Below are 15,532 nucleotides of genomic sequence, written 5' to 3'. Positions count from 1 at the left end.
GAATTCTTCTTTCTATTGATGTTATAACTTCTTTCAGTTTTAGGCATGAAAGAAACCGGAAAAAGAATATTGCCAATTTTGTTCTTGGAAACCATTTGTTGAATTTATGTTAGAAGATCGACGTTTTACCAATGATCCGGGAGAAGATCCTGCGCTCGTCGCCGACGGGCGTCGGCAACCTGATCGTCGACAAATTTCTATCCGTTGGCTTGCCGGTACGATTTTGACCGGTGTTACTTCATGTACGTTAATGGGGGTTGCTCTGTTTGTAGCGCTTGATGGACGTGAGCAACTGGCAACGCCCCCCGAACTGATGACGCAGGCAGAACTTCCGACAATCGAGGCAGAAGAATCGGAAGAGAAAAAAGTTGATCGAATCGCCCAGGTGGTACCGCGGAAGAATTTTGATGACCGGCGCCATTTCGATCTATCTATCATGCAAAAGCAGGGTGAAAAGGAAGTCATCCGCACTCAACCTTTTGAACTTGTGCGCATGGCGCTTGCAGAAGACCGGCCAAGCAATTTGAAATATCCACCTTTTAATGCCTTGACGATTTTTACCGACCAGTCAGTCAAACAAGGGGACAAGCCGGAAAACAATCTTCAAATTTATGGCACCAAGGTCGAAACGGAAATTACGCTTCATAGCGTTGACTTCGATGTCAATACGGCAACCTTTGATGATTCTGATACACTGACGTCAGAACAGGCCGAACAGAATATTCGCGCTGCGGGATTTGTCCTTGGCGACAATATTACACGAGTCGCCGCCCTCCATTATCTGGATCCTGCGCAATTGGGTCATTTCGGTTCCATCAAATTTTCCGAAATGCCGGATGTAAAAATCATTCAGGAAAATGTGAGTATTTCCCCACGTGCAACGCAAGCCGACAATTCTGCCGAATATGCCGAAGACATCATTCCGTTCAGAAAAGCCCAGACGATTATCAACGCTTTGAATGACGCCAATTATGAAGGTGATGATGCCGACCGGCTGGCCGAGGCACTCGCCCGTTTCAACGGCTCCGACACACTTCGCGCCGGCAGCGTTCTACGAATCGGAATAGAAACCGATTCGAAAGATGATGACCATCTCGTACGTGCCAGCATTTATCATGGCATGCACCATATATTGTCCATTTCGTTAAACGACAAAAACGAATTTATAAGAAGCGATGAACCGGAAATGACTCCGGTTTTAAAAACCGCGTTTGAAGGCGGCGTACCGCTCACCCATATCAATGCGTCGAATTTACCGACAATCTATGATGCAATTTATCGGTCGGTTTTAAGTTATGACATGCCGTTAACGACGGCACGCCAACTCATTCGCGTCATGGCCAATGATGTTGACCTTGAAGATCAGGTATCTCCAAATGATACGCTCGAAGTATTTTATGCAACGCCGAATAAAGACGAAGCAGAAAGTTCGGAACCTGAAATTCGTTTTGTCAGCGCCACACTTGGCGGTGTAACACGCAAATATTATCGTTTCCGTTCAAATGACGGAACGATTGACTATTATGATTCGCAAGGTCGCAGTTCAAAACAGTTTCTGTTGCGCAAGCCTGTGCCCAACGCCATTTTCCGTTCGCCATTCGGCCCCAGAAGACATCCCGTTCTTGGCTATGTTCGCATGCATACCGGTGTTGATTGGAGTGCACCGAGAGGATCGCCGATCGTCGCTGCGGGCGACGGGGTCGTTACAAAAGCCGGACCTGTGCGCGGTTACGGCAATCAGACAGAAATTCGCCACGCAAATGGCTATGTGACCTCCTATGCTCACCAGAACAGTTTTGCTCCCGGCATTAAAGCTGGCGCAAAGGTTCATCAGGGGCAAATTATCGGTTATGTCGGCTCGAGCGGTCTCGCGACAGGTCCTCACTGTCACTTCGAAGTTTCCGTCAACAATACCAAAGTTGATCCGATGCGCATTCGTCTTCCCGATGCAAAATCATTGCATGGAAAAGATCTCGAAGCTTTCAAACGTGATCGGAACAAACTGGAAGCACTTATCAACGGGCAGGATGACCAGAAACTTGCAGCAACTGTCAACACGGACGACAAGGGCCGCAATCCACGGTCGGATATTTGATCATTATTTCAAGTTATTATTTCAAGCCGGCCGGTCTGTTTTAACATTTTTGACAGATATTCCGGTATTGCTGCCAATAACTATACGTTCCTGGCACATAACCGCGACAAAGCTTCAAAAACAACAGACCTCGTGAACTCTCGAACTTGATATTGAAGTTTGACAACACATCATTCTCAAAGGCTGAAAATGACAAGATAATAATCTTAGACTTATCGTAATTATCCGATTTAGCGGGGATTGGTGAATGAACGCATAGTTGTGGAAGCTGAATCGGCATCGGGACCATAGTCGGATTGCCCGTTGACGCCCAATAATTCTTGTAAACGGGTGCGGGCACGGCTGACACGACTTTTGATTGTCCCCACAGCGCATCCGCAAATTTCGGCTGTATCTTCATAGGAAAAACCGGAAGCACCGATGAGGATAATTGCTTCTTTCTGATCATCGGGTAATTGATCAAGCGCTTTTCTGAAATCCTGCAAATCAAGGGAACCGTATTGGGACGGATGAACGGCAAGATTTTCCGTGAATACCCCTTCACTATCCTGCACTTCACGCCCCTTTTTGCGCATTTGACTGAAAAATTCGTTCCTCAGGATTGTGAACAACCAGGCTTTCATGTTCGTGCCAATCTCAAAGCTATTCTGTTTTGCCCAAGCTTTCATGATTGTGTCCTGAACGAGATCATCCGCCTTGTCGTGCTGGCCACTCAACGAAACAGCGAAAGCACGCAAAGATGGTAAAATTGAAAGAAGTTCACGTTTGAAATCAGGATTATGTGGGCTCATGGGTTTTACTTTCCCATATTAATTTTGGTTCTCTTGTTCGGCTTTATCGAGTTTTTCGAGAAGATCGAGAAACTTTTCGGGGATTTCTTCGTCCTGAATTGCCGTGTAGAATTGCCGCAGTTTAATCGCTATTTCACTATTGGATCCAAGCAGATCATCTTGCGGACCGGTAAACGCGGATCCGTTTTTTTCCTTGCTGTCATCCATCTTCAGTCCCTTAAAAATGACGCCATCGGTTAATTCATAACAGTGTGTATAAAAACACGCATCGAATAAAGAATATAGAAGCAAGTAAAAAGTTCCAAGGGGCTGGAACTTTTTTATTATTCGTGAATTAATCATTCACAGGTAGCCGTCATGGCCACCCTTTCAGGGGCAGAAGGAGTTTATTACATGACTTTATCAACACGCATCGCGCCGCATCTACCTTATTTGAGAAGATTTGCTCGTGCCGTTACCGGATCACAAACGTCAGGTGATGCATATGTTGCTGCAATGCTTGAAGCTTTGATAGCCGATACATCTATTTTTCCGGAATCCTCTTCGGATCGTATCAGCGTTTATCGGCTTTTCTGTCAATTGTTCGACCAAACGACACCGAATGTTGCCGATCCCTTGCCTCAATTCGGTATTGAACAAAAAGCCAAGGCTAAACTTTCCTATCTTACTCCGAAAGCACGTCAGGCATTTCTTCTTATTGCCGTCGAGGGCTTTAATGATAAAGAAGCCACCGAAATTATGGATGTCGACTCTGATGAATTCAGAGCCTTGCTGAACGACGCTTCGCGCGACATTTCCGAACAGGTGGCAACACGTATACTTATTATCGAAGACGAGCCTTTGATAGCCATGGATATCGAGCAGCTTGTCGAATCACTCGGCCATCAAGTGGTCGGCATTGCACGTACGCGCAGCGAAGCTGTTGCCATGGCAGAGAAGGAAAATCCCGGAATGATCCTTGCCGATATCCAACTTGCCGATAACAGTTCCGGTATTGATGCTGTTAACGACATTATCAAGACTCATGAAGTTCCGGTCATCTTTATTACCGCATTTCCGGAACGGTTACTTACAGGCGAGCGGCCGGAGCCGACTTTTCTTGTCACCAAGCCGTTCAATCCCGATATGGTCAAGGCACTCATTTCACAGGCGCTCTTCTTTCAGGAAAATGCGTCAAAGAAATAACACGTTTTATCTTGAAAACAGAAAAGAAGAGAAGGTCTCAAAATCCTTATGACATCGGCATCCAAATCAGCTCTTGCGGTTGAGAAAACGCATGTGAATGCCTTGGTGCAGGCTATTCACGGCGCTGATGTTTTTGTTCTTTTTGAGACGCCCGATCTCGTTTATCGCTGGGCAGAAAATCTGCCTCAACTGTTTGCAGAAAAATGGCGCATCGGGTGTTCTGACAGCGATTTTCTACCAGAACCGCTCACCAATCAGCTGAAATCCATCAAATCAAAGGTGCTCAAGACAGGTAAAATGGAAACCATTGAAGCCCGTTTCGAAAATAAGTCGCACCGGATTTCATGGTATAGATTTATTATTGATTGCCACCGTGACGATGAAGGCGAAATTATTGGCCTTTTGACAACCGGCGTGAATATCACCGAACTTCAACGGCGCGAACAAGTTCTCAAAGCATTATTGCGGGAATTAAGCCATCGTTCGAAAAACCTTCTGGCTATTATCCAAAGTGTTGCGGGCCAGACTGCGCGCTATACCGATTCGCTGCAAACTTTTTTAAGAAAATTCCAGGGGCGTATCCAATCCCTTTCGCATTCTCAGGATCTCGTTACAGATTCCAATTGGCGTGGCGCCCATTTTCGCGAGCTTTTTATCAGTCAGGCATCAAGCTACCTTGGAAAGGAACGAGAAAGGTTTACTGTCGAGGGAGAAGATCCTTATCTGTTTCCCGGTGCAGCCTTGCATATCGGTTTGGCGTTTCACGAACTTATCGTCAATTCTCTTTCCTACGGTGCACTTTCAAAGCCTGAAGGACTGGTCCGTGTGACAAGTGAAATCAAAAGAGACGAAGGGCGTCCCTCGCAGCTTTATATTTCCTGGTATGAAGTGTTTGCGCCAGGCCATACGCCGGATGATGACCGCAAGGCTTGTTTTGGCAGCGCTGTTTTGGAAAAGATTGTTCCGATTTCCGTAGGCGGAACTGCAAGTCTCGAATTTACTGGCGATGGCGTTGTCTATCACCTTGCTTTGCCGGACACATATTTCGATTTTTACAACTGATTACGGCTCGGCTGTTTTTAAATTTCACGGTGATTATTGCCGTAAAATTCAACTTAATTCAGACATAATAAAACCGCTTTCCATCAAAAGTGTTTTGTTTCGGAACAAATTGCTTCGACAGCCGTTATACTTGCACAAATAAGATAAAATCATCCACTTGTTAAAGTTTTTTCCTGAAGGGGTCGATCATGAATTCCGTCATCGCCGTAATGTTGCTTGTTTCCTGCACAGATGGTTTTTCGGCCTGCAATGCTGCGGACGACATGGTCAAAGTATACCCGACGCATGAAGCATGCGAAGCGGATTTATTGCCGTCTGTCAATCACATCGGCAAAACCAATGAAATGGTTTTCGGACAATGTATCAAAGCTGATCCGGATTTCGTCAATGGTGACTTGAGCATTTACTGGAGAGTCGATGAGAACGGCGATTTCATCGTCGAAATGACCAATGATGACAGTGACGATGAAGAGTTGACCGTACCTCTTCGAAAAATAGACAAACCGATTGCCTCGAATGATAAAGTCGCCACCAAGCCGGCAGCGTAATGATGAGTAAATAGAATTACTCTGACATAAAGTTTAAGTGAAGAAGTGTTTTTTGTTAAATTAGCGAACTGTTCACCAAAGCTTAAAAAATTTATTTTCCATTGAAAGATGGCCGCGAAACTCGTAAATGCGGGGCATTATTAATGGAGAATTTTCTATGCGCGATGATTATCAGTCCGGTTTTGAGGATATGGATTATCAGGATCCGTATAACCAACAGCCTGCGCAGCCACAAACGCAATTGGATCCTGCGGTCGAAAAAGTTAGACGCAAGCTTATGCGTTTGATGATTGTTTCAATCGCCATAACAATCATTCTGATTTTAATTATTTTGGCAGCAGTCATCTACAAGGTAACTTCCTCGCCATCTGACAAAACACCTGCTGAAGTCACAAAAACAGAGGCAAATCCGGTTCCCGGTGCAGAGACTGACAATAATGCAGCAAGTGACGCAAAAGCACCGGCACCCGCTGTTCCTGAATTCATCAAACGTTCGATTGCTTTGCCACAAGGAACCCGTATCCTCTCGCAAAGCCTTTCGAACGATATGATTGCGCTTGAAACATTGACACCTGAGGGCAACACCGAACTTGTTATCTACGATTATCGTAAAGGTCATCTTGTCGCCGGTATCACGGTCGACACCTCGCCGGTTGCCAAACAGCCGGTCGAAGAACCAGTAGCAACGCCTGCCCAATAAAGAAAATCAAAGTTCAACCTAAAGAAAAGGCCACTTGTGAAAAGTGGCCTTTTTTCATGAGCCTAAGCTATTATTTCTTGGGCTTATTTTGTTTTGCATCGGATTTCTTTTTGTCGTCTTTGTTATCCGTGCTTTCGGCTTCCTTTTCTTCCACCTTCGATTCATCAACAGGATGAGCCGGAGTTGGCGTAAAAATCAGACGATCGGAAGCACGTGAAATATTGACTGTAGAGCCGTCAAGAATATCACCGATCAGCAACCTTTCGGCAAGTGGATCCTGAACTTCTCTCTGGATAACCCGTTTAAGAGGCCGTGCACCATAAGCAGGGTCGTAACCCTTGTCGGCAAGAAATTCACGAGCACTATCGTCAATAACAAGTTTGATCTTCCGATCCGACAATAATGATTGCAAACGTTGCAACTGGATATCGACAATGGCTCCCATTTCTTTCCGGTGCAACCGGTGAAACAGGATGATTTCATCGACACGGTTGAGGAATTCCGGCCTGAAAGCAGCTTTCACAACAGCCATAACATCGTCACGGGCTTTTTCAGCTTCTTCATTATCATCAAGCGCTGTCAAATATTCGGCACCCAGATTTGATGTCATAATGATAAGCGTATTGCGGAAGTCAACAGTGCGCCCCTGCCCATCGGTCAAACGCCCGTCATCAAGCACCTGCAACAGAACGTTGAAAACATCCGGATGGGCTTTTTCAATTTCATCAAACAGGATGACCTGATAGGGCCGACGACGGACCGCTTCGGTCAAAGCACCGCCTTCTTCATAGCCGACATATCCCGGAGGAGCACCGATCAAACGGGCAACCGAATGCTTTTCCATATATTCCGACATGTCGATACGAACCATTGCGGTCTCGTCCTGAAACAGGAACTTTGCGAGAGCCTTGGTGAGTTCGGTTTTACCAACACCTGTTGGCCCTAAGAAAATGAACGAGCCGATCGGCCTGTTCGGGTCTTGCAAGCCTGCACGTGCACGACGTACCGCCCGCGAAACAGCCTGAATCGCCTCGCCCTGTCCAACGACGCGTTTGGCAAGCTCGTCTTCCATTCTCAGAAGTTTCTCACGCTCGCCTTCCAGCATGCTATCAACCGGAATACCGGTCCAGCGCGATACCACTTGTGCAATGTGGTCGGGTGTGACAGTTTCTTCCAGAATTGAACCGTGATTTTCCTGACTTTCAGCTTCTTCCAACTGCTTCGCTAATTGTGGAATAATGCTGTAGGAAAGCTCGCCGGCTTTCTGATATTCACCGTTACGTTGGGCAATTGCCAAATTGTTGCGTGCTGCTTCCAACTGTTTTTTCAACTCGGCAGCATGACCCAATTTCTGTTTTTCCGATTGCCATTTTGCCGTGATTTCATGCGATTGTTCTTCAAGCTCGACCAATTCATCTTCGAGTTTTTCCAAACGGTCTTTCGATGCAGGATCGGTTTCGGCTTTCAAAGCTTCCCGCTCGATTTTCAACTGCATGACACGACGATCAATTTCGTCAAGTTCTTCCGGCTTGGAATCAACCTGCATACGCAGCCTTGAAGCCGCTTCATCAATAAGGTCAATCGCTTTATCCGGCAAAAACCGGTCTGTAATATACCGGTTGGACAAAGTTGCAGCCGCAACAAGGGCTGAATCCGAAATACGGACTTTATGGTGTTGCTCGTATTTTTCCTTAATACCACGAAGAATCGAAATGGTGTCTTCGACACTGGGCTCATCAACAAAAACCGGTTGGAAACGACGGGCAAGAGCCGCATCTTTTTCAACATATTTGCGATATTCTTCAAGTGTCGTTGCGCCAACACAATGAAGTTCGCCACGGGCAAGGGCGGGTTTCAACAGGTTGGATGCGTCCATAGCGCCATCGGATTTACCGGCACCAACCAAAGTGTGCATTTCATCAATAAACAGGATGATCTCGCCGTTTGCTGCCTGAACTTCTGTCAAAACAGCTTTCAAACGCTCTTCGAACTCGCCACGATATTTTGCACCGGCAATCAATGCTCCCATATCAAGGGCCAAAAGCGATTTGTCACGCAAAGTTTCAGGAACATCACCATTCACAATACGCAAAGCAAGTCCTTCGACAATTGCCGTTTTACCAACGCCCGGTTCACCAATCAGCACCGGATTGTTTTTGGTGCGCCGTGACAACACCTGAATTGTCCGGCGGATTTCTTCATCACGCCCGATAACCGGATCAAGTTTCCCTTCGCGCGCATCTTTTGTCAGATCGCGTGCATATTTTTTCAATGCGTCATACTGTGCTTCGGCATTAGCCGAATCAGCTGTGCGTCCTTTTCTCATTTCATTGATCGCCTTATTTAACGCCGTTGGCGTGATCCCGCTTTTGGAAAGAATGTCTGCTGTTTTTGCGTTCGGTTCCATCAGGAGCGCTTGCAAAAGGCGCTCGACTGTCACAAAGCTGTCACCGGCTTTTTCAGCCAATTCTTCAGCCCGGTTAAAAACCTTTGCCATCGGTTCGGACATATAAAGCTGTCCATTGCCGCCACTGACTTTAGGCAATGCTGCTAGCGCTGTTGCCAAAGCATCTTTTGCTGCTTTTACATTGCCACCCGCCTTCTCGATCAATGATGCACATAGGCCTTCATTGTCGTCCAGCAATACCTTTAACAGATGTTCCGGTACAAACTGCTGATTGTCTGATGATAAGGCAAAGTTTTGTGCAGATTGTAGGAACCCCTGCACCCGCTCGGTATATTTTTCTAAATTCATTCTCGTCTCCTTTTCCCATAATCCATAAAACGGCATTACGGGGTTGAAGTGACAAGCTCCCTTCTAGGCAAGCCGTACTCGTCACCTGATATGGGAGTTGCATTCAAATTCGACAAGATCAAAAACAGTCTGAAAAACGACAAAATGCGCAAGCCCGCAAGAATCACGGTAACACTCTTTAATCGGGGAAAATTGTTTTTAAGAAAAATTCCGGTTGTCTCTAACAACTTCCAAAGGAATGTTGACATCAAGCTTATGCAACATATTTTCGAAATCGCGCAGCCGATATTCGGCACTTTCGGTTACAAGCCCCTGAATAAAGCCGCTTCCTTCATCACTTTTATCAAGTTTTGCAATGATGCTTTCCGCTGGATCAAGAAAACGACATTGCGGTGCTGCTTTTTCAAAGAAGCTTTTAAGCCATGGTAGATGGGTACTTGAAAGCGTGCATGTATCAACCGAAGGATATCGTGCAAGCAAGTCTTCCATGAAACGGGTGACTTCTGCCTGTGTCTTTTGAGGATCAAAAAGAAAAGTTCCACTCTCGACCAATTCAACCATCGCCGAAGCATTCACGAGAGCAACATTTTCCGGCTTTTTGCTGTGGTTTTTGACAAACGCTCTGCCCATTTCGCTTGCCACCATCGAAGCCACTCCCATAATTGCCACAAAGCCGCTGCGGCTTACGCTTTCTGCTTCTTCAAGCGGCGGAAACACACCATAAAGTGGCACGGGTGAACTCTCTTTGACGCGATCAAACACCATGATAGAAGGCGCATTCGAAGCCATAATAATAGCCGACGGGTCATAGCGCATCAATCGTTCGAACGTCTGTTTGACAATTCCGACAAGCTCGTCAGCTGTCTTTTTTCCATATGGGAAATGCGCCCGATCGGCAAAATAGAGGATATCGCGCTTCGGCTGCCTTTTATGTAACAGATCCACAATGGCATAGGAGCCGATACCTGCATCAAAAATAGCAACCGGTTTTACCGTTTTCATTCCTGTTCATCCGCATTGTTAAAGGGCTTACCCGGTAAAACATAAGCGCCTTTGAGCCACCGGTTAAGGTCAATCGCGCGACAACGATCCGAACAGAACGGATAGGCTTCACGGATTGAAGGTTTACCACATTCCGGACACGGCCTTGGCGGGCGTAGCGGATACACTTTTGCGGTTGCCCGGGATTCATCTTTATCCGATGTAGCCATTTTCAGACCTCATCTTTCTGCCAACGTTCAAATACGGGATAATTCTGCGTTGTCAACAATTCTACTGTTTCGGCAAGCGGTAACCCGACAATGCCGCTATAGGAACCGGATATTTGCAAGGCAAAACAACCGGCCCGCCCCTGAATGGCGTAACCTCCGGCCTTACCCTGCCATTCGCCCGACAGAAGATAGGCTTCTATAACTTCGCGTCCAAGACGCTCAAAACGCACTCTGCTTTCTACAAGCTTATGACGGCTTTTGCCCTTCGCATTGATAAGACAAACACCTGTATAAACCTTATGGGTACGTCCCGACAAAAGGCGCAAACATTCGCGTGCTTCATCTTCATCGGCGGGTTTGGGAAGAATTCTGCGCCCGACAGCAACCACCGTATCGGCAGCAAGAACGAGAGCCTCTTCCAATCCGGGCAGACTGCGAACGAGCTTGGCACCTCTTTCAGCTTTTTCTCTCGCCAGACGCCGTGCCAGAAAACGTGGATGTTCAAGAAGGTGTGGCGTTTCATCAATATCGGCGGGATGCAAATGATCGGGGAAAACACCGATTTGACGGAGCAATGCCAAACGCCTCGGAGAAGCCGAAGCAAGAACAAGCTTGGTTTTTGCCAACGTATCTTCTTCCGGCATAACAGAATCTGTCATCATTTTATTTGTAACGGTAAGTAATCCTACCCTTTGTCAGGTCATAAGGTGTCATTTCCACCATAACCTTATCGCCTGCGAGTACCCTGATACGGTTTTTGCGCATGCGTCCTGCCGTGTGGGCGATGATTTCGTGATCATTATCGAGTTTTACGCGAAACATCGCATTGGGTAAAAGCTCTGTAATCACGCCGGAAAATTCCAAGACTTCTTCTTTGGCCATAAATTACCTGTTTCTAGACTGTTTATTTTGATCAAAATCCGACAGGCAGCTTGAACTGCCCATCCAACGGCGGCAAACCTACCCTATTCTCGGCCATTTGTGAACATCTGAATCAAAAGGCCATCATAGTTTATGCCGGTTTTTCAGTGTATGGGCGTTATTTACTGCCAAATCGTTCGGATATCCTTTTCTTCAAATTTTTCCTGATATCACGATAAGCATCAAGAATTTGCTCGCGCGAACCCGTTGCAAGTGCCGGATCAGGTGTCGGCCAATATTCGACATCGACCGAAAAACCCCGCATACGTTCAAGAACCGCATGATGGGCTTGCGGGGTAAGAGTGATGACAAGATCAAAAAATCCGTCCGACAATTCCTCCAATCCGCGCGGGTTATGGTCTTCCATGGAAAGCCCGTCTTCAGCAATAACCGCGGCTGCAAAAGGATCACGATTGCCTTTTACAACGCCTGCAGAAGCAACATAGATGTCGGGAAACATTTTACGCGTCAATGCTTCCGCAATTGGCGAGCGTATAGAATTCTGCCCGCAGACATAAAGAACAGATGAGGGATGCTTGCTCGCCGAAAACTGGTTGTCAGACATTGTCACCCTTTCCAATATAAAACGCAAAGGAGGGTGAAAAGGCGCCGTGCGGTTTTCAAATCCATATCTATTTTACCGCGTAAACGTTCCTGCAGGGTTGTTGAACCTTCGTTATGCAAGCCCCGACGCCCCATATCGATGGCTTCGATTTTTGACAAAGAAGCAGAGCGTATAGCCTCGTAATAGCTGTCACAAATAAGGTAGTAATCCTTGACAATGCGGCGGAATGGTCCAAGCGACAGAATGTGGGTGGCAACCTGGTCGCCATTTTCACGAAAAATGTCAAAAACCAGCCTTCTGTCAACCAATGATAATTTCAGTTTATAGGGGCCGCTTCCTGTGTCACCCACAGGCATGAAACTATTTTCTTCAATAAGATCGAAAATAGCGACCGCACGCTCATGTTCGATCTCCGGCGTCGAGCGCCCGATGGTTTCATCAAGTTCGACATCAATGAGCCGCGCCTTCTCCACACTCCCCCTCCCCGATAAGCTATAGATTCAACCTTATTGCAACGGACCGTCCATGTGCTTCCAGCCCTTCGGCATTGGCAAGTTCTATTGCCGACGGCCCGAGTTTGCGCAATTCATTTGCACCAAGTTTCAGAATGGAGCTTCGTTTCATATAGTCAAGGACGGAAAGACCCGATGAAAATCTTGCCGAACGGGCGGTTGGCAAAACGTGGTTGGAACCGCCAACATAATCGCCAATTACTTCCGGTGTATAGCGCCCCACAAAAATGGCTCCGGCATTACGAACGAGAGGTAAATAACGATCAGGATTTTCAACCGCCAGTTCAAGGTGTTCCGGTGCGATGCGATTGGCAAGCGGAAAGGCGTTTTCAAGATCGTTGACAAGAATAACCGCACCAAAATCCTGCCAGCTTGAAGAAGCGGTTTTGCCGCGTTTCAATGTCTTCAACTGCGTTTGAACCGCTTTCATGACCTCGTTTGCAAAAGCTTCATCATCGGTCATGAGAATTGACTGGGCAGCCGTATCATGTTCGGCTTGTGCCAGAAGATCAGCGGCAATCCAGTCGGCATCGTTAAGTTTATCGGCAATCACCAGCACTTCGGAAGGCCCGGCAATCATATCTATGCCGACTTTTCCGAAGACCTGCCTTTTTGCGGCAGCAACAAAAGCGTTACCAGGCCCGACAATTTTTGCCACCGGCTTTATGGTTTTTGTACCATAGGCAAGGGCTGCGACAGCTTGTGCTCCGCCAACACGATAAATCTCGCTCACACCACCAAGTTTTGCAGCGGCAAGAACCAGCGGATTAAGATGGCCATCCGGTGTCGGCACCACCATAACAATGCGCTCGACACCCGCAACTTTAGCGGGAACAGCGTTCATCAGCACCGAACTTGGATAGCTTGCTGTGCCGCCTGGCACATAAAGCCCGACCGATTGGACTGCGGTCCACCGCCAACCGAGTTCGACACCGAGAGGATCAACAAAACGTTCATCTTTTGGCAATTGTTTCTGGTGGTAAACAACGATGCGATCATGGGCAAGCTTCAAAGCGTCAAGTGTCTTTGGTGAAACGCGCTTCATCGCTTCATCAATTTCATTCTCGCTGATTTTCAAACCTTTTTCTTTAAGGTCTACGCGATCGAATTTAGCCGATAAGTCGATCAAAGCCTGATCACCCTGTTCGCGAACCGTTTTGATAATGTCGCGCACAGTGTCATCAACACTTTGGGAAACTTCACGTTTTGAATCAAGGAATTTTCGAAATTCGTTTTCGAAATTTGCCGATGATTGACGAAGAATTTGAGCCATTCTTTTTCCTGTCGAAAAAACTATCTGTGATGGGGATTGGCCTTGGCTTGCCAAACGGGACCAAGGTCGGTCAATTGCGCTTCAATACATTCCACTTCAAGGCGGATTGCCGCTTCACCGGAAAAAATCAGCGTTACAATACCGGCGGGGGCTGTTGTCGGTTGGAATTGCATTGTTAGAAGTGACAAAACATTGTCTTTTTTCTCGCGATCGAACCCGCGGGTTTTGACACTTAAAACACGATCGAAACGCAGAGCCGTGCGATGGCGCTCGCCGGTTTTCGCACGCGAAAACAGCCCGCCCTTCATCTGTTCTTCCCAGGCAAAACGGTTAAGTGCCGCAATAAAACGCTTTTCACCACAACGCCAATCAAGATCGGCAACCTTGACCACCGCATCCTGCAAATGCGCTGACAAGATCTCGAGATCTTCATCATCCATGGCTATCAATTTCAAAAGCGGCATCCTACAACCCCATTCTGTTTTATATTATCCTTCTTCATACAGGAAAGATATTGGCATTATCCACTGATGCGTTCAATCTGCGCACCACAATTTGAAAGCTTCTCTTCAAGCCGTTCAAAACCGCGATCAAGATGGTAGACACGGTTGACTGTTGTAACCCCCTCGGCGGCAAGCCCCGCAATAACGAGAGAAACCGAAGCGCGCAAATCGGTTGCCATAACCTGTGCGCCTAACAGCCGTTCAACGCCTTCAACCGTTGCGGTCTGCCCTGATAGCGAAATATGGGCGCCAAGCCTTGCCAGTTCCTGAACATGCATGAACCGGTTTTCAAAAATTGTCTCGGTAATGTGGGAAACACCTTTTGCACGTGTCATCAACCCCATAAATTGCGCCTGTAAATCTGTCGGAAAACCGGGGAAAGGGTGTGTTTCAATATCGGTCGGAACAATATCAAGACCATTTCTTGCAACACGGATGCCCTCGTCGCTTTCTTTGATTTCAAGGCCGGTCTTGGCAAGCGTATCAAGCACCGAACGCAAGTAATCAGGACGTGCATCCTTGAGCATCACATCACCGCCGGTCATGGCAACAGCCATTGCATAGGTGCCGGCCTCAATACGATCGGAAATTACCTTGATGCGGGCGCCCGAAAGCCCATCTACACCTTTGATATAAATAGTCGGTGTACCGGCACCCTTTATTTTTGCTCCCATTGCGTTGAGACATTCTGCAAGGTTGACCACCTCCGGCTCGCAAGCAGCATTGTGAAGAACGGTTTCGCCTTTTGCCAAACTTGCTGCCATCAGCATGGTATGGGTGCCACCAACTGTCACTTTTGGAAAAGTAAATTCCGTTCCGCTCAATCCTTTCGGTGCCTTGGCATGGACATAACCATTCTCGATATTGATTTCTGCACCCAGTGCTTCAAGTCCCAGCAGGATAAAGTCGACGGGACGCGTTCCGATTGCGCAGCCACCGGGGAGCGAGACACAAGCTTCCCCCATACGTGCGAGCAATGGTGCAATTACCCAGAAGCTTGCACGCATTTTTGATACAAGCTCATAGGGCGCGCGCGTTGTAACAATCTGGCGTGCGGTAAAATGAACCGTGCGGGAATAGGCGCCATCCTGATGTTGCCGACGACCATTCACCGAATAGTCGACACCGTGATTGCCGAGAATCCTGATAAGTTGTTCGACATCGGCAAGGTGGGGAACGTTATCCAGCGTCAATGTATCATCGGTAAGCAAAGAGGCAATCATCAACGGTAATGCTGCATTTTTTGCACCTGAAATGGGTATCACACCATTCAAACGGTTCCCGCCGATAATTTTGATACGATCCATACCGAAAGACCTTTCCTGAGGTTTCAATTAATGATTATTGTCGGTTTATCCAATTAGCCTTTAGTAACAAAACATGGCGTAAACTGGACTCGATACACATTTAT

At 47.1% G+C, this 15,532-nt stretch carries 17 protein-coding genes; 5 read left to right on the top strand and 12 right to left on the bottom strand.

From position 1 onward, the window contains the following. Positions 1-106 precede the first annotated feature (106 nt). Positions 107-2,095: a M23 family metallopeptidase gene (locus PEB0122_RS03405; RefSeq protein ID WP_075915472.1), complete on the top strand. Its 1,989-nt coding sequence runs from the start codon at positions 107-109 to the stop codon at positions 2,093-2,095. Between the two features lie 230 nt (positions 2,096-2,325). On the opposite strand, the gene PEB0122_RS03400 is transcribed toward PEB0122_RS03405, so the two are convergent. Both PEB0122_RS03400 and PEB0122_RS03395 read right to left on the bottom strand, forming a co-directional pair. Beyond that, on the bottom strand, positions 2,326-2,886 hold the full coding sequence (locus tag PEB0122_RS03400; RefSeq protein ID WP_075869267.1) for an RNA polymerase sigma factor: 561 nt from the start codon (positions 2,884-2,886) through the stop codon (positions 2,326-2,328). 18 nt (positions 2,887-2,904) lie between these two features. Beyond that, positions 2,905-3,093: a NepR family anti-sigma factor gene (locus PEB0122_RS03395; RefSeq protein WP_075869268.1), complete on the bottom strand. Its 189-nt coding sequence runs from the start codon at positions 3,091-3,093 to the stop codon at positions 2,905-2,907. A gap of 186 nt (positions 3,094-3,279) precedes the next feature. Between PEB0122_RS03395 and PEB0122_RS03390 the strand changes: the two genes are divergently transcribed. The 4 genes from PEB0122_RS03390 to PEB0122_RS03375 all read left to right on the top strand — a co-directional run bounded on the left by PEB0122_RS03390 (position 3,280) and on the right by PEB0122_RS03375 (position 6,381). Further along, positions 3,280-4,071, top strand: a complete 792-nt coding sequence (locus PEB0122_RS03390) for a response regulator (RefSeq protein ID WP_075869880.1) — start codon at positions 3,280-3,282, stop codon at positions 4,069-4,071. Positions 4,072-4,119: 48 nt separating this feature from the next. Next, positions 4,120-5,133 carry a PAS domain-containing sensor histidine kinase gene (locus PEB0122_RS03385; protein WP_198935982.1) on the top strand — a complete coding sequence of 338 codons (1,014 nt, stop codon included), beginning with the start codon at positions 4,120-4,122 and terminating at the stop codon, positions 5,131-5,133. A 188-nt stretch (positions 5,134-5,321) separates the two neighbouring features. Then, positions 5,322-5,681: a hypothetical protein gene (locus PEB0122_RS03380; RefSeq protein ID WP_075869270.1), complete on the top strand. Its 360-nt coding sequence runs from the start codon at positions 5,322-5,324 to the stop codon at positions 5,679-5,681. Between the two features lie 157 nt (positions 5,682-5,838). After that, positions 5,839-6,381, top strand: a complete 543-nt coding sequence (locus PEB0122_RS03375; protein WP_075869881.1) for a hypothetical protein — start codon at positions 5,839-5,841, stop codon at positions 6,379-6,381. A 70-nt stretch (positions 6,382-6,451) separates the two neighbouring features. Here PEB0122_RS03375 and clpB read toward each other — a convergent pair whose 3' ends face one another. The 10 genes from clpB to murA form a co-directional block, all read right to left on the bottom strand. After that, positions 6,452-9,136 (bottom strand): ATP-dependent chaperone ClpB, encoded by a 2,685-nt coding sequence (gene clpB, locus PEB0122_RS03370; RefSeq protein ID WP_083639739.1) that lies wholly within the window; start codon positions 9,134-9,136, stop codon positions 6,452-6,454. A 198-nt stretch (positions 9,137-9,334) separates the two neighbouring features. Continuing rightward, positions 9,335-10,138, bottom strand: a complete 804-nt coding sequence (locus PEB0122_RS03365) for a glutamate racemase (RefSeq protein WP_075915470.1) — start codon at positions 10,136-10,138, stop codon at positions 9,335-9,337. Next, positions 10,135-10,347, bottom strand: coding sequence for a DNA gyrase inhibitor YacG (gene yacG / locus PEB0122_RS03360; protein ID WP_075869272.1), 213 nt, complete (start codon positions 10,345-10,347; stop codon positions 10,135-10,137). The genes PEB0122_RS03365 and yacG overlap by 4 nt, the downstream gene beginning before the upstream one ends. Before the next feature lie 2 nt (positions 10,348-10,349). Continuing rightward, on the bottom strand, positions 10,350-11,006 hold the full coding sequence (locus tag PEB0122_RS03355; protein ID WP_075869882.1) for a Maf family nucleotide pyrophosphatase: 657 nt from the start codon (positions 11,004-11,006) through the stop codon (positions 10,350-10,352). Between the two features lie 4 nt (positions 11,007-11,010). After that, entirely contained in the window at positions 11,011-11,229 is a 219-nt protein-coding gene (gene infA, locus PEB0122_RS03350) for a translation initiation factor IF-1 (RefSeq protein WP_075869273.1), read from the bottom strand. Positions 11,230-11,386: 157 nt separating this feature from the next. Further along, the gene (locus tag PEB0122_RS03345) at positions 11,387-11,833 is read right to left on the bottom strand and encodes an arsenate-mycothiol transferase ArsC (protein WP_075915469.1); all 447 of its coding nucleotides are present in this window, start codon (positions 11,831-11,833) and stop codon (positions 11,387-11,389) included. 2 nt (positions 11,834-11,835) lie between these two features. Next, entirely contained in the window at positions 11,836-12,306 is a 471-nt protein-coding gene (locus PEB0122_RS03340) for a UPF0262 family protein (RefSeq protein ID WP_075869275.1), read from the bottom strand. Positions 12,307-12,325: 19 nt separating this feature from the next. After that, positions 12,326-13,618 (bottom strand): histidinol dehydrogenase, encoded by a 1,293-nt coding sequence (hisD, locus tag PEB0122_RS03335; RefSeq protein WP_075913919.1) that lies wholly within the window; start codon positions 13,616-13,618, stop codon positions 12,326-12,328. Between the two features lie 20 nt (positions 13,619-13,638). Beyond that, positions 13,639-14,082, bottom strand: coding sequence for a DUF2948 family protein (locus PEB0122_RS03330; protein ID WP_075913918.1), 444 nt, complete (start codon positions 14,080-14,082; stop codon positions 13,639-13,641). 56 nt (positions 14,083-14,138) lie between these two features. Then, a complete protein-coding gene (gene murA / locus PEB0122_RS03325; protein WP_075915468.1) occupies positions 14,139-15,428 on the bottom strand; it encodes a UDP-N-acetylglucosamine 1-carboxyvinyltransferase in 1,290 nt (429 codons plus the stop codon). Positions 15,429-15,532 lie beyond the last annotated feature (104 nt).

Origin of the sequence: Ditibartonella apis (assembly GCF_001952075.1) — a bacterium.
Classification (GTDB): Bacteria; Pseudomonadota; Alphaproteobacteria; order Rhizobiales; family Rhizobiaceae; genus Bartonella; species Bartonella apis.
This window is presented reverse-complemented; position numbering and strand designations above follow the sequence as displayed.